The sequence below is a fragment of the Janthinobacterium sp. 61 genome (genome assembly GCF_002846335.1).
Taxonomy (GTDB): Bacteria; Pseudomonadota; Gammaproteobacteria; order Burkholderiales; family Burkholderiaceae_D; genus Janthinobacterium.
On the sequence record NZ_PJMQ01000001.1, the window covers coordinates 2,436,446 to 2,453,668 of the forward strand.

Below are 17,223 nucleotides of genomic sequence, written 5' to 3' on the forward strand. Positions count from 1 at the left end.
CAGCGTTATCCAGCGCCTCAGATAATACATCCAATGAGAATGATTCTTGTTATTATTCTGCGGGATTGCTATCCTCGCGGCCCCGGGGGACATGCAGCGTCGCCTTGATTCATCCATAATAGAGCCGAACACCGAGCAGAACCCAGAGCAGAAAAACATGACGGCCACCCGCCACGCCACGAGCACATTGAACGCGCACCGCACCACCAACCTGCCCCGCAGCCAGGGCCTGGCTGCGGGTGCATTCGCCTGATGCGGGAGCCGCTCGCCCAGTCCCCGCTGCGCGAAGCGCACGGCGTGCGTCTGCGCCGCTGGGCCTGGACCGCCGCCGGCGCCCTGATGGTGCTGCTGGGGATCATCGGCGCCATGCTGCCCGTCATGCCAACGACGATTTTCCTGATCCTCGCCCTGGCCTGCTTCAGCCGCGCCTCGCCGCGCCTTGAGCACTGGCTGCTGCAGCATCCCCGCTTCGGCCCGCCGCTGCGCCAGTGGCGCGAACACCGCGCCGTCTCGCGGCGCGGCAAAGCCATGGCTTGCCTGGGCATGGCCATCGGCTTTGTCGCCATGTGCCTGGGCCATCCGCCCTGGTGGGTCATCGTCATGGTGGGCGCCATGGAAATCGCCGTCCTCATCTACCTGTTGCGCCGTCCTGAAGGCCCTGCCGCCAGCGGAGCAGAATCTGCCCGCGAAGTGGACAATAGCAGGTAGTAAACGACCCTGCTTGCCTCAAAAAAACGGCAAGTCAGCCGAACTTCACATAAAAACACCGCGATGCCCGCGCATGGCGCGTCGAACTTTTCACCAAGATGCGGCTACTTCGCGCCCGCCCACGGGATTAAATTCGGCACATATATCACTTTCCCGCTTTTTCAACTTAAAAACAAGCGCATAGACATTATTTGCATATTCAAAGCAAGATTCTGTCGTAGGAGTAATAACACGATCGGAGGTATACTACGCAACCGACGTAACAGGCTGGGCGATTTGGCCCCTGCAAGCAAGCCTGTCACGGTCCAATAAAAAAGGAAACACTGCATGACCACACCACACCGTACGCCGGTGATTCGCATCGACGGCGCGAACAAGACCTTCGCGCTGCCCAAAGGCGAACAATTCCACGCGGTCAAATCGGTCACGCTGGAAGTCTATCCCGGTGATATTTTCGGCCTGATCGGCAAGAGCGGCGCCGGCAAATCGACCTTGCTGCGCCTGATTAACCTGCTCGAGCGCCCCGACAGCGGCACCATTACCGTGGCCGGGCGCGAATTGACGCGCCTGGGCAAGAGCGAACTGCGCGACGCACGCCAGAATATCGGCATGATTTTCCAGCAATTCAATTTGCTGCAAAACGCCAGCGTCTTCGACAACGTCGCCTTCCCCTTGAAAATCCATGGCACCACCAAGGGCGAGCAAATCGCCGCCCGCGTCGAGGAATGCCTGGCGCTGGTGGGCCTGTCCGACAAGCTGCACAGCTATCCGGCGCAATTGTCGGGCGGGCAGAAACAGCGCGTGGCGATTGCACGCGCCCTGGCCAGCCACCCCGATGTGCTGCTGTGCGACGAGCCGACATCCGCGCTGGACGCGGAAACCACGCGCGCCCTGCTCGACACCCTGCGCGACATCAATGCGCGCCTTGGCGTGACCATCGTCATCGTCAGCCATGAGCTGTCGGTACTGGGCGCCATCTGCAACCGCGTGGCTGTCGTGGAAAACGGCGCCATCGCCGAACAATTCGATTTGAGCGACACGGCCACCCCGCGCAAGACGGCGCTGGGACGCGAACTGGCGTATTACGGCACCGAGGCGTTTGAAGCCACCGCATGGAAGGATGCAACACATGTTTGAAGAATCGATCAATAACGTCATCAAGCTGCTGCCGGAAATCTGGGTGGCGCTGGGCCAGACCATGACCATGCTGGGCATCGGCTTGACGGCCGCCATCCTGATCGGCGGCCCGCTGGGCATCCTGCTGTTCCTCGTATCGGAAGGCCAGTCGCTGGAAAACCGTCCGCTATCGACGATTTTGGGCTGGCTGGTCAACACCGTGCGCAGCTTCCCCTTCATCATTTTGCTGGTCGCCCTGACGCCGTTTACGCGCATCATCGCGGGCACCTCGATCGGCCCGCTGGCAGCTGCCGTGCCGCTGTCGTTCGCCGCCATTCCCTACCTGGCGCGCCTGGTGGAACAGAACCTGCGCGAAGTGCCGCGCGGCGTGATCGAGGCGGCGCACGCCATGGGCGCATCGGAGATGCAGATCATCTTCCGCGTGCTGCTGGTGGAAGCGCGCTCCGGCCTGGTACTGGCCCTGACCGTGCTGTCGATCAGCTTCCTGTCGTATTCGGCCGTGGCCGGCGTGGTGGGCGGCGGCGGCATCGGCGACCTGGCCATCCGCTACGGCTACTACCGCTTCGAGACGGACATCATGGTCGCCACCGTGGCCATCCTGATCGTACTGGTGCAAACCATCCAGTTCGCAGGCACGCGCATCGCCAAGCGCCTCGACAAACGTTAATTTAAATTCAGAAACAAGGACACACATGAACCAACTTCGCCGCAACCTGCTCCTGGTCGCCACCAGCCTGGCCTTCGCTACCGCCGCCCACGCAAAAGACCCAAAAGAACTCGTCATCGGCACCAGCTCCGGTCCGTATTCCGACCAGCTGAAGCTGGGCATCAAGCCCATCCTGGAAAAACAGGGCTACAAGGTCAAGATCGTCGAATTCAACGACTACGTGCAGCCGAACTACGCGCTGGCCGAAGGCTCGCTGGACGCCAACGTGTTCCAGCACATCGTCTACCTGACCAAGTTCGCCACCGATAACAAGCTGCCCTTGAGCCCCCTCATCACCGTGCCGACCATGCCGATCGGCCTGTACGGCGGCAAACAGAAAACGCTGGCCGAAGTGAAGAACGGCGCCACCATCACCATGCCGAACGATCCGACCAACCAGGCGCGCGCGCTCGTGATGCTGGCCAAGATGGGCTGGATCAAACTGAAACCGAACGTCGATCCGCTGCGTGCTTCCGAGCGCGACGTGCTGGAAAACCCGAAGAAGCTGAAACTGGTGCCGCTGGAAGCGGCGCAGCTGCCGCGTTCGCTGGCGGACGCCGACTACGCCTTCGTCAATGGCAACTTCGCCTTGGCCGCCGGCATGAAGCTGACGTCGGCCCTGAGCGTGGAAAAGATCTCGGACAGCTACATCAACCTGGTGGCCATCCGCACGGCCGACAAAGCCAAGCCATGGGTCAAGGACCTGGAAGCGGCCTACCGCTCGCGCGCCTTCCTCAACGCGACGAACAAATACCTGCCCGGCTACGAAAAGACGGATTACCAGCTGGCACTGGAAAAGACGCTGAAAAAATAAACCGCTGCAGCTAATGTAAAAAGGACGGCAAAGCCGTCCTTTTTTATTGTGCGCGCCACGCAGGCGCTGTCATGCCATGCTTAGAAGCGGTAACCGACGCCTACGCCGATCAGGACAGGATCGACCTTGACTTCGCTGGCCTTGGCGCCACCGATGAAGACGTCGCTGCGGATCTGCACTTTCTTGATGTCGAAGTTCAGGGACCAGTTCTTGTCCAGCTTGTAGTCGACACCGGCTTGCAGCGAGTAACCCCAGCTGTCATGCTCCAGGCGGCCGGCGCCGTTCAGCAATTTCACGTCCGAAATATTCGTGTAGTTGATGCCGGCACCCACGTAAGGGCTGAACTGTTTTTCAGGCATGAAGTGGTATTGCAGCGACAGGGTCGGCGGCAGGTGTTTGAAGGTACCGATATTGTTGCCGTCGAGCTTGACGTCATGCTTTTGCGGGTAGGTCAGGATCAACTCGGCAGCGATATTCGGGGTAAAGAAGTACGAAATATCGATTTCAGGAATCGTCTTGCTGCTCACATGCAAGCGGTCGGATGCACCGACACCACCAACAGGAGCAGATTTATCGGCCGGATCGATGTGCACGGCGCGCGCGCGCACCAGCCATGGGCTTTCCTGAGCCATTGCATTGCCGGCGAATGCGCCGATGGCGGCCAGGACGATTGCTGCTGCAGTTGCGGACTTCTTCATTCTAGTTCCCTCTTTTTGTCGTTAAGTAACGCTGCGAAGTCTAAGAGTGCAGTGCAACAAAAACTTTGATCCACATCAAATAGTGCTAGATGGCATCACTAGAGGGATTTTTTTCTTTGCCCAGGTCAAGAAAATGCCGCAGCGCAGCGCGACCATACCAATTAATGCACGCCGTCAAACAGGCTGGCGACCCAATCGGCAAACACGCGCACGCGCGCCGACAATTGCCGGTGATGGGGGTACAGCACGGACACGGGCAGCGGGTCGGGACGACAGTCCCGCAGCACTTCCACCAGCTCGCCAGCTGCCAGCGCCTGCTCCAGGTGGTAGCGGGGTGCCTGGATCAAGCCCAGGCCCGCGCGGCAGCAGGCGTGATACGCGTCGGCATTGTTGACCGATACGGTGCCCGGCAAGGCCACGCTGTGCCGCTGTCCTGCCACCTTGAAATCGAAGGGCCAGACCTTGCCCGTCTGGGTAGAAAAGAAATTCACGGCGCGGTGGCCATCGAGCTGCGCCAGATTCTCCGGCGTACCGTGGGCGGCTAGGTAGGCGGGGCTGGCGCACGTCAGCTGTTCCAGCAGCGCCAGCCGGCGCGCCACCATGGACGAGTCGCTCAATTCGCCCACGCGCAGCACGCAATCGACGCCTTCGCGCACCAGGTCGACGAGGCGGTCGCCCATGCCAATTTCCAGTTCGATCCGCGGATAGCGGGCGCAAAACTGGTCCAGTACGGGCAGGACGAAATGCATGGCCAGGGTCGCGTGCAGGTCGATGCGCAACTTGCCTGCCGGCTGCTTCTGCGCCGAGGAAAACACGGCTTCCGTTTCTTCCAGGTCCGCCAGCAGACACACGCAGCGCTGGTAATACGCCTCGCCATCGGGCGTGGGCGTCACCTGCCGCGTGGTCCGCTGCAGCAGGCGCACGCCCAGCCGCGCTTCGAGTTGCTTGATCGCATGCGTGACGGTCGCCTTCGGATAGCCAAGGTCATGCGCCGCCTGCGTGAAACTGCGCAGCTCGACGATGCGGGTAAACAGACGCATTGCATCAAATCGGTCCATACCCCCTCCATTATTATTTCCTGCTGCACAGTGTATCGATTTGAGCGCCACTTTTCCATATTGAACGAACACCCTGGCATCAGTTGCCCGCCACGCAATCGTCACTTGCGCCGAGGTCACTGGCTTCCCAGCTGACTGCACCGCATACTATCCCCAGTTCGCACATGAGAATGGTAATGATTATCATTTGCGATATAATGCAGATTCACGCTGGGGCGTGCGCTCCGGCGATCATAAAAGGAATGGGAGACATGGATATATTGAGGGAACTGCGTGATTCGGGCTTGAAAGTGACTATCCCCCGCTTGCGGATTCTGCAGCTGTTTCAAGAAGGAGGCATCAAGCACCTGAGTGCGGACGATGTCTACAAACTCTTGCTGGCCGAAAAGATCGACGTGGGCCTGGCCACCATCTACCGCGTGCTGATGCAGTTTGCCGAAGCGGGCATCCTGTTTCGCCGGCATTTCGAATCGGGCCATGCCGTCTTCGAACTCAATGAAGGCCAGCACCACGACCACCTGGTTTGCACGGGTTGTGGCAAGGTCGATGAATTTGTCGATGAAGGCATCGAACTGCGCCAGAATGAAATCGCCACCGAGCGGGGCTTCGTGCTGCACGAGCACGCGCTGTCGCTGTACGGCACCTGCGCCGAGTGCACGGCGAAGAAAATTCCGCCACGCCGGGCCTGAGGCCAGCGCGCAGCGTAGCGCTCGGCACCTTGCCTGCGCTACACTGCGCGCAAGCTCGACAAAGGACAAGCATGTACATCGGAGAAATCGCCCGCCTGGCGGGCACCTCGCCCAAGGCCTTGCGCCACTATGAAACGCTGGGCTTGCTGGGCGACGTGCGCCGTTCCGGCGCCTACCGCGTCTACACGCAGCAAGACCTGGCGCAAGTCAGGCTCATACGCCAGGCGCAGGCCCTGGGATTCCGCCTGGCCGAACTGCTGCCCATCCTGGCCGGCGACAACACGGACTGGGCCGCCCTGTCGCGTCACATCGCCGCCAAGCGCACACAGATACAGCAGGATATCGCCCGCCTGCGCCAGCTCGACGCGCAGCTGGCCGATATCGACACGGAAATCAGCGACTGCCTGGCACGCCAGCACTTGCAAGCGGCGGCCTGAACCTGTCACCTCACGCCGCGCTTGACTCTGCCATTAGGGGCAGGCTTTAGCATGCAAGCTGTTCTTTACTGGAAAGCCTGCATCATGCCCAACACGGTACCAAAACGCATCCTGATCATCCTCGGCCACCCGTCCAGCGACAGTTTCTGCGCCGCCCTGGCCGAGGCCTACGCCGCCACGGCCCGCAGCGAAGGCCATACCGTGCGCGAGCTGCGCCTGGGCCAGCTAGACTTCGACCAGAACCTGCATGAAGGCTACCGCCAGGTACAGCCGCTGGAGGCGGACTTGCTGGCGGCGCAGGAAGCCATCAGCTGGGCCGAACACCTGGTGTTCGCCTACCCCATCTGGTGGGGCGGCGCGCCGGCCCTGCTGAAGGGGTTTGTCGACCGCGTCTTCCTGCCCGGCTTTGCCTTCAAATACCGCCCGGGCAAGGCTTTCCCGGCCCAGCTGCTGAAGGGCCGCACGGCCCAGCTGCTGGTGACGATGGATACGCCGCCCTGGTATTTCCGCTGGGTCTACCACATGCCCGGCATCCACCAGCTACGCAAGACGACCCTGGAATTCTGCGGTGTCAAGCCCGTCAAGGTGGCCAGCTTTGGTCCCATGATCGATTCCACCGAAGCGCAGCGGGCGCGCTGGCTGGCACAGGCGCAGGCGCTGGCCCGGCGCCTGTGACTTGCTTGCCATGCAGCCATCTTGCATACGGTTTTGACAAGCTGGTAATCAAGCCGTCACATTCAAAGGCTACCATGATGATATTGCCTGTTTGTCAGTCGCCTTGCCGTCGCGACAACAAGGGTCCGATTGTCATGTAAAGGTAGCCGCTGTGGAGTTCAACGCTTCTCGATTGCATCTTCCCCGTTATCGCACCTCCGTGGCGTTTGATCTGTGCATTCCCACGGAATCAGTGCAGGCCGACGCCAGCAATTTCGCCGTGCTGGAGCTGTTCACGGAACGGCGAGACATGATGAGCCTGCCAGTTACGGAGCAGCAGAAGCCCATCGGCTTGATCAGCCGCAACATCTTCATGTCGCAGATGTCCAAGCCCTTCTATCACGAGGTGTACGGCAAGAAAAGCTGCATCGCCTTCATGGACAAGGAACCGCTGATCGTCGATGGCGCCATGAGCATCGAGGACCTCACCTTCCGTGCCGTGGAAGCGGGCGAAAAAGCGCTGGCCGATGGCTTCATCATCACCGAGGATGGCGCGCTGGCCGGCGTGGGCTTCGGCTTGCAGCTGATGAACGTGGTGGCCACCATGCAGGCCGAAAAGAACCGGCAAATCATGCACAGCATCGATTACGCCAGCGTGATCCAACGCGCCCTGCTGCGCACCTCCGATGCGCAATTGCGCGCCACCCTGCCCGACGCCCACCTGGAATGGCAGCCGCGCGACGTCGTCGGCGGCGATTTCTACTTCTTCGAACGCCACGCAGGCGGCTGGTTTGCCGCCATCGCCGACTGCACGGGCCATGGCGTGCCGGGCGCATTCATGACCCTGATCGCCTCGTCGGCCCTGAGCCAGGCCTTGCGCGAACTGGGGCCGCGCGATCCTGCCGCCCTGATCGGCACCGTCAGCCGCGCCATCAAGACCTTGCTGGGCCAGGACGGCGCCGGCAGCGACAACGCTGGCCACGCCGGTTCGAACGACGGCATGGATTGCGCCTTCTTGTGTTACGACGACGCCAGCGCCAGCCTGCGTTTCGCGGGGGCGAAACTGGCGCTGCACGTGGTGGCGCCCGGCGAAGAGGCCCTGCGCGCCATCGATGGCGCGCGCATGGGCGTGGGCTATGTCGATACGCCCGCCAGCTACTGCTGGCACAACGAGACGCTAGCCATCCCCGCCGGCAGCCTGCTGTTCATCACTACCGACGGCTTGCTCGACCAGATCGGCGGCGCGCGCGACATCGCCTATGGCAAGCGGCGCATGCGAGAGCAGCTGCTGGCGCAGCGCGACGCGCCCGCCAGCGAGGCGGCGGCGGCGCTGCTGCTGGACAGCGTCGCCTGGCAAGGCAAACAGCCGCGCCGCGACGACCTGACCTTTTTCTGTTTCCGCCTGTAGTTGGGCGCCCTCGAACCACCTTATCAACAAGAAACCGGGTCACCGGCTAGCCAGGAGCACGGACGTGCTGTACGAAGAATTCAACGAGTTTTGGGATGTGGCGCGCAAGCGCAACATCATCTTTTTTTACGTGGGCTATTTCTCGCAGCACGTGGTGAGCGCCATTTCCGAAACCATCAAGGCGCGCCTCGACACGGCCGGCGCGGCCGGGCCGACGCGGCGGCGCATCTTTTCCTCGTTCATCGAGATGTCGCAAAACATCATGCACTATTCGGCGGACAGCCTGACGCCCGATGCGCAGCTGGACCAGCAGATGCGGCGCGGCTCGTTTTGCATCGGCACGCGCGGCGACAGCTTTTTTCTGCTGTGCGCCAACCCCGTCTCGACGGACAACGTGGCGCAGATCCGCACCCGCCTGGAGCCGCTGCACAGCATGACGATGGAAGAAATCCGCCTCGCCTACAAGAAAGCCCTGCGCGAGGAAGCACCGTCCGACAGCAAGGGCGCGGGCCTGGGTTTCCTCACCATGGCGCGCGATGCCAGCGAGCCGCTGGAATTCGAATTCGTCCAGGATCCCCAGGAGCCGGGGCACACCATCTTCTGCATCAAAGCCATCATTTGAAAGAGCCGACTCAGGAAAGCATATGCAATTACCGTCACCACTGTTCATCGCCGCGACCCCGAGTTCGCCCGAAATCGACTTCCGTTTCGAGCAGCACACCCTGTCAATCAAGGGCGAGTCATATCCGGAAAACGCGGCCGCCTTCTATGGCCCGTTGATCGCCGCCGTGCGCGCCTACCTGGACGGCTGCCACGAGAGCGCCATCACCGTCAACGTCTCGCTGGCCTACTTCAACAGCTCCAGCACGAAGATGCTGTTTACCCTGTTCGACATCCTGAACCAGGCAGCAGTGGAGGGCAATCAAGTGCGCCTGAACTGGTATCACGATGAAGACGATGACACGATCCTGGAATTTGGCCAGGAGCTGCAGCAGGACTTTACGGCCCTCGACTTCCACGACCATCCCGTGCAAGGCAGCTAGAGCATGCACGCCGCCATCTCCGAGTCCGCCCTGGAACCCGACCTGTTCACCGTGGAAGCGGCGGCGCTTGCTGCCGCGCGTCGCATGCACGCCGACGTCCATGCCAGCGGCGAGGCGCAGCGCCGCGTGCTCGGTGAACTGATCAATCACTACGAACGGCTGATGCGCGAGACGCGGCGCCTGATCGGCCGCAGCGACCGCGCCGAGCGCGACATGCATTTGCTGAACCGGCAATTGCAAACCCTGGCCGGCCAGCTTGAATATCGCGCCACGCACGACCCGCTGACGGGCGCCCTGAACCGCGGCGCCGTGATAGAGCATGCCTCGCGCTGCCTGGCCCAGGGCGACATGGCCCTGATCGTGCTCGACATCGACCTGTTCAAGCAGGTCAACGACGATTTTGGCCACCCGGCCGGCGACGGCGTGATCCAGGCCGTGGTCGACTGCCTGAAGGGCTTGCTAGGACAGGAAACGGCCATCGGCCGGGTCGGCGGTGAAGAATTTTCCGTGGTCTGGCCCACCTCTTCGCGCGACGACGCGGCGACAGTGGCGCAGCGCATCTGCGAGAGCGTCGGCCGCCAGCGACATGCGGCGCCCATCACGCGGGCCATCACCGTCAGCGTGGGCCTGAGCTGGAACCGCGCCGGAACAGCCTTCGAGACGGCCTACAGCCATGCGGACCAGGCCCTGTACCAGGCCAAGCGCGAAGGACGTAACTGCGTGCGCCAGTGGCTGGAAAGCTGAATCAGCGGCCAGGCTCGCGCGCCATGCTGCCGTCGCGGCGCATGGCGGCAGCGGCGCGCTGCATGGCAGCCACCTGCGCCTCGGGCACCTTGAGGTTGCAGGCCAGGTAAGTCTGCACGCGATTAAAGGTCAGCAGCGGTTCCACCTTGCCCTCCCACTCCTTGCCGACAAACGGCTTGCTGCCCACCGCCATGCCCACGGCCCACAGATCTATGCGCCCAAGCAACAGTTTTTGCGGATTGAGCCACTCCTGCGTCACGGGCGCCACGCTCAGGCCATGCTGGCGCAGGTAGTCGTCGCGCGCGTCGCCCAGCACCGTACCGATCACCAGGCCGCGCGCATCGGCTAGCGTGCGCAGCGTCAGATGCCGCTCGGCCAGGCCATACAGTATCCACTCCGCTTCGTTGAGGGGGCCGATCCAGCGAAATTGCGCTTCGCGCTCTTGCGTGCGGGTGGTGGAAAAGATGCAGGTGTCGGCTTCGCGCAGCGCCTGCGCATACGCGCGCTTCCACGGCAGTAATTCGATACTGTGGGCGATGCCGGCGCGCGCCATGATGTCGCGCACCTTCGTGGTTTCGCGTCCGACAACGACATTGCCTTCCATCATGCTCGATGGCGGCAAGTGCTCGCCAACGATGCGCAGGCCAGCCGCCGCGGCCAGCGCCGGCATCAGCAGCGCCACTGCCAGCAGCCGTGCCATGCTTGCTTGTTTCATGCTTGCTTTCATCTGCTACAGGGGGATTTCCGCCGATGTTACCATCGGCCCGCGTCAGCATCGCTGCATATTGCCAATTACACCATTCATTTTCCGCAATGTGGCAACAGGCCAACGCCGGGACGATCACTGTGCAGGGGAAAAAGGGAAGAATAACTGGCGGAAAACAGTAGGAGTCGAACCTACGGGAGAACGTCTGACGCCCTCCACCGGGTTTGAAGCCCGGCCACATCACCGGATGAGTGTGCTTTCCGCGGTGCCTGAGCTAGCTGTTGGGCAAGGCTGCACTATAGGACCACAGTGCTTGCGGGCACAATAGATGCCCATTGCCAACACGGCGAGTATAACCGACGCGGTCAAAGAATTCCAAGACCTGGATCGCACGCTTGCGGCCCAGGCCGCTGGCGTCGCGGAAGGTCGCCGCCCCGACGGCGCCACTGCCGGCCGGCAAGCCGCCACCCTCTTCCGCCCCTTGCGCCAATTCCCGCACCAGTTGCGCCAGCTCGGCAAGCGCCGCCTGGTGATAAAACAGGTCGTGCACCACCTGACTGATCTGCCCTGCCTTGGCAAGTTTACGAAGTAGCTTGCGCGTTTCGTCCTCGGCCAGGCCGAAGTCGCGCGCCAGGTCGCGCGTCCACGCCGGCTCGAAGCGCCCCTGCAGCAAAGCCGCCAGCAAGGGCTCGGCCACCGTTTGCTCCTGCGGCGTCAGTTCCACGCTGTGCGTCGGCAGATGCAGGCTGGCGCCGCGCGCCTGGAGCTCGCCGCGCGCCAGCAAGCCTTCGACCAGATGGCTCCACAAGGCGTCTTCCATCTCTGCGTCGACGATGCGCTTCAGGCGCCACAGTTCCGGCCCCGCTTCATCGGGTGCGCGCGCGTGGAACACCGCCAGGGCGGCCAGCACGCGCTCTTCCAGCGCGGCCTGCGCCGCCGGCGCCAGCAGCAGGGCATCGCCACCGCGCAGGGCGATGCGCCGCGTATCGGCCGGCAGCGCGATGGCGTTCGCCGGCAGCAGCGACAGGCGCACCAGCAGCGACTCGCGCAAGCCCAGCGGGCTTTGCGCCAGCAGCGCCGCATAGTCGCCCTGCGCGACAAAGGCAGCGAGGGCATCGAGCCAGGCAAACCTGGCCGGGCTGCGCCGCTTTCGCGCGGGGCCGAACGGGTCGAGCACCATGCCGCCGCCCACCGTCTGCGTCGCTTGCGCATTGCGCACGACGAAACGGTCGCCCGGCACGCCGTGCATGGGGGCGTCGAATACCAGCTGCACTCTCCCCGTCTGCCCCGGCGACAGCGTCTCGCCATCGAGCATGACGGCGCGCGCCAGTTGGTGCGCTGCGCCCAGATGCACGTGCAGCGGCGACCAGGCTTTCAATTGCACGCCGGCGTCGGGCAGCAAAGTCAGTTCCACGTCGATACGCTCCGAGCATTGCGCCAGTTCCGGCGCGACGATCCAGTTGCCCCGTTCGATGCGTTCGCGGTCGATGCCGGCCAGGTTCAGCGCCAGGCGCTGGCCCGCCATGCCCGTCTCGGCTGCGCGGTTTTGCGCATGGATGCTGCGCACGCGCGCGCTTGCGCCGCCGGGTGCCAGCTGCAGGGTGTCCCCCACCCTGGCCATGCCGGCCAGCGCCGTGCCGGTGACGATGGTGCCCTGTCCCGACAAGGTAAACACGCGGTCCACGCCCAGGCGGAACAAACGTCGTTCATCGCGCTGTGGCAAGCTGCGCGACACTTGCGTCAAGTGCGCCAGCAAGGCGGCCACGCCGGCATCGTTGTCGCGGCTGGCGGCCGTGGGGAAAATCGGGCTGCCCACCAATGGCGTGCCGGCCAGCAGCGCCTCGATCTCCGCTTCCACCTGCGCCACGCGGGCGCTGTCGGCGCGGTCGATCTTGGTCAGCGCCACGGCGCCCCGCGTCACGCCCAGCAACTGCAGGATGGCCAGGTGCTCGTACGTCTGCGGCATGATGCCATCGTCGGCCGCCACCACCAGCAGGGCAAAGTCGATGCCCGTCACGCCGGAAGCCATGGTGCGGATGAATTTTTCGTGGCCGGGCACGTCGATCACGCCCAGCACCGTGCCGTCCGCCAGCGGCAGATAGGCATAACCAAGTTCAATCGAGATGCCGCGCGCCTGCTCTTCCTTCAGGCGGTCCGTGTGCACGCCCGTCAGCGCCCGCGTGAGCGTCGTCTTGCCATGGTCGATATGGCCTGCGGTACCGACGATCATGCGGACAACTCGTCGAGCTGCGCGATGAAGGCCGTCTCGTGCGCCGCTTCCAGGCAGCGCAGGTCCAGCCACAGCGCTTCCTGGCCGATGCGCCCGATGACGGGGCACGGCAAGGCGCGCAGGCGCTGCTCCAGCATTCCCAATGGATTGCTCAGGCGCGAGCCGGGGGCGCTGCGGATGGCCAGGCCAAAGCTGGGCAGCTGGTCGACGGGCAAGGCGCCGCTGCCGATCTGGCTTTTCATGGCTTCGGCGGTGACCACGTAGGCAGCACCGAGCACGCTTTGCAACTGCGGCAGCAGCAGCTCGGCTTGCGCGCGCATGGCGCCGGCGGCGCGCGTCAGCAGGCGCAAGGTGGTCAGGCGTTCGGCCAGCAAGTCCGGCGCGCGGTACAGCTGCAGCACCGGGGCCAATGCGGCCAGGGTCAGCTTGCCCACACGCAGCGCACGTTTCAAGGGGTTGCGCTTGATCTTCGCGATCAGGTCGGCGCGCCCGACGATGACGCCGCATTGGGGCCCGCCCAGCAATTTATCGCCGCTGAAGGTCACCAGGTCGGCGCCGGCTGCTATGGTTTCGCGCACCGTCGTTTCATGTGGCAGGCCGTATTGCGCCAGGTCGACCAGAGTGCCGCTGCCCAGGTCCACGGCCGTCGGCACGCCGTGTTTGGATGCCAGCGGCACGAGTTCGTCGAGTTCCACGCTTTTCGTGAAACCGGTGATCGCGTAATTGCTGCAATGGACCTTCATCAAGAGGGCCGTGTCCTCATTCACGCCATTGGCGTAATCGGCCAGGTGGGTGCGGTTGGTGCTGCCCACTTCGCGCAGCACGGCGCCCGCGCGCGTCATCACGTCGGGGATGCGGAAGGCGCCGCCGATTTCCACCAGTTCGCCGCGCGAGACGACGACCTCTTTATTCTGCGCCAGGGTATTGAGCATCAGCAGCACGGCGGCCGCATTGTTGTTGACGATGGTAGCCGCTTCTGCTCCCGTCAGTTCGCGCAGCAATTCCTCGACCAGGTCGTCGCGGTCGCCGCGCTTGCCCGTTTCCAGGTCGAACTCCAGGTTCATCGGCCACTGCAGCGCTTCCACCACGGCTTGCACGGCGGCGTCGGGCAGCAGCGCGCGGCCCAGATTCGTATGCAGCACGGTGCCCGTCAGGTTGAACACGGCGCGCAGCTGCGAGCGTGATCGGGCCTGCAGCCGCTCGGCCATTTGCGCGACGATGGCAGCAAGCGATGCGCCCTCTTCGCAGACTGCACCGGCCAGCATGGCCGCGCGCAGTTCCGCCAGCACGGCGCGCGCGCAGGCCAATGTTTGCGCGCGGCCGTAGTGCGCAATCAGGGCGAGGCAAGCCGCGTCGCCCAATATGCGGTCGACCGACGGCAGGCGCACGGTTTGCCCCGTCGTCATGGCTGCGGGTCCTCGCTGCTGTCGTTCTTCCCCAGCCACAGCAGCGGATTGCCGCTGGCGCGCTGGTAGCCCGCTTCGCCCACCAGCAGGTCAAGCATCAGGCTGGCCAGGTCGTCGGCCAGCGGCTCGACGTTGTAATCGTGTTCCTGGTTGAAGACCTTGCGATAAGTATGGCAATCGTCGCATGTTTCCGCGCGCGCCACCTTCTTCGGATCATTCGCCTTGTTGGGCAATTTGTCGTCCTTCGCCGCCACGGGGTCGAACGGCTTTGCGTCGGCCGCGTCCAGGCCCTGGTAGGCGATCTTGCCATTCTGTTCGCAGGTGGAGCACTTCACGCGCACCATATGCCATTCGCTTTCGCAGATGCCGCAGTGCAGGTAGCGGTAGCCCTGGGACTGGCCGCCGATGCGGATTACGCTGGCGACGGGGTGCGAACCGCAGACGGGGCACAGTGTGCCCGTTTCCAGGTCCGGAACGCGCGCGGCGCGCAATTCGCTGGCCGACACCGACCATAAAATCTGCAGCGCGGCGGCGACGAACGGCGCGTGCATGGGGTTCAGGTTGTCGCCGTTTTCATCGAGCACGGCATCGGCGCAGGCGTCTAGCGCTGGCGCGTCGAGCGCGCGCAACTGCGCCAGCACCTGGGTCAGGCCGCCCGATAATGCCGGCTGGCTGGCTGCCGTGGCGGCCAGTTCATCGAGCAGGCTGGCAAAGATGTCGCGCCAGACGGGCGGACGGGCGCCATTCACGGGCAGCACCGGCATGCGGTGCTGCATCGCGCGGCGCAGCGCGTCGGGGTCGGCGGCAGGCACGGCGCCGGGCGCAAGTTTCCCCACCACGGCGGCCTGCGCATCGGCCAGCGCGGCCATCAGCACCAGGTAGCCCTGCATGCCCGCGTCCACGGGGATGCCCTTGATCTTGCCTTGCGCCAGTTCGCGCAAGCGCAAGGCGCGCGCCTTGAACAGGCTGTCAGGCTGCGGCAGCAGCAGGCGCGGAATCGCGTTGTGGTCCAGGCCTTCGATTTCGCCTGGCTGAAGAATGCGTTGTACCAATGGAGTTTTCCCATCAAAAAAGGGGGCTGTAAAGTATTCTAATCGATATGGTGCAGCGCAAGCCGCAAAGGAAAACCGGGGTCAGACCCGTCGGGTCTGACCCCAGCTCTTGCACTTGGGCTAATTAAGCAAAAAACCGTCAGTCTTTGCTGTTGCGAATGACAGCCTCAAACCACTTCGGATGGTGCTTGCGCGCCCAGCCATAGGTGACGGTACCGCGCACCATGGCGCCGATCGAGCCCTTGACCCACAGCGCCGCATAGATATGCACGATGATGGCGCAGATGATGGCAAAAGCACAAGTGGCATGCAACAAGGCGGCAAAACGCACCACGTCGATCGGGAAGTAGAACGCAAAGTACGCGCGCCAGATCACGATGCCAGACAGCAACAGGCCAATCATGCTTGCCAGCAGCACGAAGAACAGGATCTTCTGGCCGGCATTGTATTTGCCGATCTTCGGAAGCTTTTCCTCGCGGTTGTTGAGCACGTCGTCCATCTGTTTCAGCCACTGCTTGTCGCCGTCCTCGAACTTGTTGTGGTGCCAGAAGCGCACCACCAGGATGGCGAACGAGACAAACATCACCAGGCCGGCAAACGGATGCAAGATGCGCGTCCATTGGCCGCCGCCGAACAGGTTCGCCAGCCACGCCATCGAGGGATGGAACATGGCCAGGCCGGACAGGGCCAGCATGACGAAGGTGATGGCGGTCACCCAATGGTTCGTGCGCTCGTTCGGATCGTAGCGCTGAATCAGCGGGTTGCCATCCTTGTCGTACCGCTTTCCATCATGCAGGTCATTGTGGCTCATGGTCTTCCTCCCGGATGCGCTTGGCCTCTTCCAGCGCTTCGCGCTCTTCGTCCTTGCTCACTTCGTTCGGACCGACACGCGTGTAATGGAAGAAGCCTGCCAGCGCCGTGGCAGCCATGCCGGCCACGGCCAGCGGCTTGGACCAGCCCTTCCAGAAGCCCACCATCGGGCTGATCCGCGGGCGTTCCGGCAAGTTCGAATACAGCTTCGGCTTGTCGGCATGGTGCAGCACGTACATCACGTGCGTGCCGCCCACGCCCAGCGGATCGTACAGGCCCGCGTTTTCGAAACCGCGCGACTTCAGGTCGACGATGCGCTCTTCCGCATGCACCTTCATGTCTTCCTTGGTGCCGAAAACGATGGCGCCCGTCGGACAGGTTTTCACGCAGGCCGGTTCCTGGCCCACGGCCACGCGGTCCGAGCAGAGCGTGCACTTGTAGGCGCGGTCGTCCTTTTTCGAAATGCGGGGCACGTCGAAAGGACAGCCAGCCACGCAGTAGCCGCAGCCGATGCAGTTTTCCTGGTGGAAATCGACAATACCGTTCGTGTATTGCACGATGGCGCCCGGCGCCGGACAGGCCTTCAGGCAGCCCGGGTCCTCGCAGTGCATGCAGCCATCCTTGCGGATCAGCCACTCGAGGTTGCCGTCGTTGTTTTCGTGTTCGGCAAAACGCATCACCGTCCACGATTGCGGCGTCAAGTCCGTCGGATTGTCATAGGTGCCATGGTTTTCGCCGACTTCATCGCGCAAGTCGTTCCATTCCATGCACGCCGTCTGGCAAGCCTTGCAGCCGATGCATTTCGACACATCGATCAGCTTGGCAACGGTGCCCGTCACCGGGCTGCGCGCTTGCGGCGGCGTCACCGTGGTAGCCGACAGGCGCCGGATATCTAAGGATTGCAGTGCCATTATTGAGCTCCC

19 protein-coding genes and 1 tRNA gene are annotated in these 17,223 nt (G+C 63.2%); 11 read left to right on the plus strand and 9 right to left on the minus strand.

Features of this window, described 5'->3' with window-relative positions; genetic code table 11:
- Nucleotides 1-252: 252 nt before the first annotated feature.
- The 4 genes from CLU92_RS11105 to CLU92_RS11120 all read left to right on the plus strand — a co-directional run bounded on the left by CLU92_RS11105 (nucleotide 253) and on the right by CLU92_RS11120 (nucleotide 3,365).
- Nucleotides 253-708: a YbaN family protein gene (locus tag CLU92_RS11105; protein WP_101481938.1), complete on the plus strand. Its 456-nt coding sequence runs from the start codon at nucleotides 253-255 to the stop codon at nucleotides 706-708.
- 327 nt (nucleotides 709-1,035) lie between these two features.
- A complete protein-coding gene (locus CLU92_RS11110) occupies nucleotides 1,036-1,845 on the plus strand; it encodes a methionine ABC transporter ATP-binding protein (protein WP_070222288.1) in 810 nt (269 codons plus the stop codon).
- Complete coding sequence (locus CLU92_RS11115; protein ID WP_099380715.1) at nucleotides 1,838-2,512, plus strand: methionine ABC transporter permease; 675 nt, start codon at nucleotides 1,838-1,840, stop codon at nucleotides 2,510-2,512. The genes CLU92_RS11110 and CLU92_RS11115 overlap by 8 nt, the downstream gene beginning before the upstream one ends.
- Before the next feature lie 25 nt (nucleotides 2,513-2,537).
- The gene (locus tag CLU92_RS11120) at nucleotides 2,538-3,365 is read left to right on the plus strand and encodes a MetQ/NlpA family ABC transporter substrate-binding protein (RefSeq protein ID WP_101481939.1); all 828 of its coding nucleotides are present in this window, start codon (nucleotides 2,538-2,540) and stop codon (nucleotides 3,363-3,365) included.
- A gap of 80 nt (nucleotides 3,366-3,445) precedes the next feature.
- On the opposite strand, the gene CLU92_RS11125 is transcribed toward CLU92_RS11120, so the two are convergent.
- Nucleotides 3,446-4,063 carry an OmpW family protein gene (locus CLU92_RS11125; RefSeq protein WP_101481940.1) on the minus strand — a complete coding sequence of 206 codons (618 nt, stop codon included), beginning with the start codon at nucleotides 4,061-4,063 and terminating at the stop codon, nucleotides 3,446-3,448.
- Between the two features lie 161 nt (nucleotides 4,064-4,224).
- On the minus strand, nucleotides 4,225-5,121 hold the full coding sequence (locus CLU92_RS11130; RefSeq protein ID WP_101481941.1) for a LysR family transcriptional regulator: 897 nt from the start codon (nucleotides 5,119-5,121) through the stop codon (nucleotides 4,225-4,227).
- A 251-nt stretch (nucleotides 5,122-5,372) separates the two neighbouring features.
- Between CLU92_RS11130 and fur the strand changes: the two genes are divergently transcribed.
- From fur to CLU92_RS11165, 7 genes are all read left to right on the plus strand, one after another.
- Nucleotides 5,373-5,810, plus strand: coding sequence for a ferric iron uptake transcriptional regulator (gene fur / locus CLU92_RS11135; protein WP_101481942.1), 438 nt, complete (start codon nucleotides 5,373-5,375; stop codon nucleotides 5,808-5,810).
- A 71-nt stretch (nucleotides 5,811-5,881) separates the two neighbouring features.
- Complete coding sequence (locus CLU92_RS11140; RefSeq protein WP_101481943.1) at nucleotides 5,882-6,247, plus strand: MerR family transcriptional regulator; 366 nt, start codon at nucleotides 5,882-5,884, stop codon at nucleotides 6,245-6,247.
- 51 nt (nucleotides 6,248-6,298) lie between these two features.
- Complete coding sequence (locus CLU92_RS11145) at nucleotides 6,299-6,922, plus strand: NAD(P)H-dependent oxidoreductase (protein WP_257561060.1); 624 nt, start codon at nucleotides 6,299-6,301, stop codon at nucleotides 6,920-6,922.
- A 172-nt stretch (nucleotides 6,923-7,094) separates the two neighbouring features.
- Nucleotides 7,095-8,309, plus strand: coding sequence for a SpoIIE family protein phosphatase (locus CLU92_RS11150; protein ID WP_218973459.1), 1,215 nt, complete (start codon nucleotides 7,095-7,097; stop codon nucleotides 8,307-8,309).
- A gap of 64 nt (nucleotides 8,310-8,373) precedes the next feature.
- A complete protein-coding gene (locus CLU92_RS11155) occupies nucleotides 8,374-8,931 on the plus strand; it encodes a SiaB family protein kinase (RefSeq protein WP_101481945.1) in 558 nt (185 codons plus the stop codon).
- 22 nt (nucleotides 8,932-8,953) lie between these two features.
- Nucleotides 8,954-9,352, plus strand: coding sequence for a DUF1987 domain-containing protein (locus tag CLU92_RS11160; RefSeq protein WP_101481946.1), 399 nt, complete (start codon nucleotides 8,954-8,956; stop codon nucleotides 9,350-9,352).
- A gap of 3 nt (nucleotides 9,353-9,355) precedes the next feature.
- Nucleotides 9,356-10,096, plus strand: coding sequence for a GGDEF domain-containing protein (locus tag CLU92_RS11165; protein ID WP_101481947.1), 741 nt, complete (start codon nucleotides 9,356-9,358; stop codon nucleotides 10,094-10,096).
- A gap of 1 nt (nucleotide 10,097) precedes the next feature.
- On the opposite strand, the gene CLU92_RS11170 is transcribed toward CLU92_RS11165, so the two are convergent.
- The 7 genes from CLU92_RS11170 to fdxH form a co-directional block, all read right to left on the minus strand.
- The gene (locus CLU92_RS11170) at nucleotides 10,098-10,811 is read right to left on the minus strand and encodes an ABC transporter substrate-binding protein (protein ID WP_257561061.1); all 714 of its coding nucleotides are present in this window, start codon (nucleotides 10,809-10,811) and stop codon (nucleotides 10,098-10,100) included.
- A gap of 157 nt (nucleotides 10,812-10,968) precedes the next feature.
- A tRNA-Sec gene (locus CLU92_RS11175) sits at nucleotides 10,969-11,064 on the minus strand.
- Nucleotides 11,065-11,076: 12 nt separating this feature from the next.
- On the minus strand, nucleotides 11,077-13,032 hold the full coding sequence (gene selB, locus CLU92_RS11180) for a selenocysteine-specific translation elongation factor (RefSeq protein WP_101481948.1): 1,956 nt from the start codon (nucleotides 13,030-13,032) through the stop codon (nucleotides 11,077-11,079).
- Entirely contained in the window at nucleotides 13,029-14,438 is a 1,410-nt protein-coding gene (gene selA / locus CLU92_RS11185) for an L-seryl-tRNA(Sec) selenium transferase (RefSeq protein ID WP_101481949.1), read from the minus strand. Before selA ends, selB begins: the two co-directional genes overlap by 4 nt.
- Nucleotides 14,435-15,490 (minus strand): formate dehydrogenase accessory protein FdhE, encoded by a 1,056-nt coding sequence (gene fdhE, locus CLU92_RS11190; protein ID WP_101481950.1) that lies wholly within the window; start codon nucleotides 15,488-15,490, stop codon nucleotides 14,435-14,437. The genes selA and fdhE overlap by 4 nt, the downstream gene beginning before the upstream one ends.
- Before the next feature lie 139 nt (nucleotides 15,491-15,629).
- A complete protein-coding gene (locus CLU92_RS11195; protein ID WP_101481951.1) occupies nucleotides 15,630-16,301 on the minus strand; it encodes a formate dehydrogenase subunit gamma in 672 nt (223 codons plus the stop codon).
- Nucleotides 16,288-17,211 carry a formate dehydrogenase subunit beta gene (gene fdxH / locus CLU92_RS11200; RefSeq protein WP_101481952.1) on the minus strand — a complete coding sequence of 308 codons (924 nt, stop codon included), beginning with the start codon at nucleotides 17,209-17,211 and terminating at the stop codon, nucleotides 16,288-16,290. Before fdxH ends, CLU92_RS11195 begins: the two co-directional genes overlap by 14 nt.
- Nucleotides 17,212-17,223: the final 12 nt, after the last annotated feature.

Bases quoted from the DNA above. Each gene is read 5' to 3' on its own strand.
- CLU92_RS11165 (WP_101481947.1), top strand. From the start codon at position 9,356: ATGCACGCCGCCATCTCCGAGTCCGCCCTGGAACCCGACCTGTTCACC.
- CLU92_RS11160 (WP_101481946.1), top strand. From the start codon at position 8,954: ATGCAATTACCGTCACCACTGTTCATCGCCGCGACCCCGAGTTCGCCC.
- selA (WP_101481949.1), bottom strand. From the start codon at position 14,438: ATGACGACGGGGCAAACCGTGCGCCTGCCGTCGGTCGACCGCATATTG.
- CLU92_RS11120 (WP_101481939.1), top strand. From the start codon at position 2,538: ATGAACCAACTTCGCCGCAACCTGCTCCTGGTCGCCACCAGCCTGGCC.
- CLU92_RS11125 (WP_101481940.1), bottom strand. From the start codon at position 4,063: ATGAAGAAGTCCGCAACTGCAGCAGCAATCGTCCTGGCCGCCATCGGC.
- CLU92_RS11195 (WP_101481951.1), bottom strand. From the start codon at position 16,301: ATGAGCCACAATGACCTGCATGATGGAAAGCGGTACGACAAGGATGGC.
- CLU92_RS11145 (WP_257561060.1), top strand. From the start codon at position 6,299: ATGCAAGCTGTTCTTTACTGGAAAGCCTGCATCATGCCCAACACGGTA.
- CLU92_RS11110 (WP_070222288.1), top strand. From the start codon at position 1,036: ATGACCACACCACACCGTACGCCGGTGATTCGCATCGACGGCGCGAAC.
- fdxH (WP_101481952.1), bottom strand. From the start codon at position 17,211: ATGGCACTGCAATCCTTAGATATCCGGCGCCTGTCGGCTACCACGGTG.
- CLU92_RS11130 (WP_101481941.1), bottom strand. From the start codon at position 5,121: ATGGACCGATTTGATGCAATGCGTCTGTTTACCCGCATCGTCGAGCTG.
- fur (WP_101481942.1), top strand. From the start codon at position 5,373: ATGGATATATTGAGGGAACTGCGTGATTCGGGCTTGAAAGTGACTATC.
- CLU92_RS11105 (WP_101481938.1), top strand. From the start codon at position 253: ATGCGGGAGCCGCTCGCCCAGTCCCCGCTGCGCGAAGCGCACGGCGTG.
- CLU92_RS11140 (WP_101481943.1), top strand. From the start codon at position 5,882: ATGTACATCGGAGAAATCGCCCGCCTGGCGGGCACCTCGCCCAAGGCC.
- CLU92_RS11115 (WP_099380715.1), top strand. From the start codon at position 1,838: ATGTTTGAAGAATCGATCAATAACGTCATCAAGCTGCTGCCGGAAATC.
- selB (WP_101481948.1), bottom strand. From the start codon at position 13,032: ATGATCGTCGGTACCGCAGGCCATATCGACCATGGCAAGACGACGCTC.
- CLU92_RS11170 (WP_257561061.1), bottom strand. From the start codon at position 10,811: ATGAAACAAGCAAGCATGGCACGGCTGCTGGCAGTGGCGCTGCTGATG.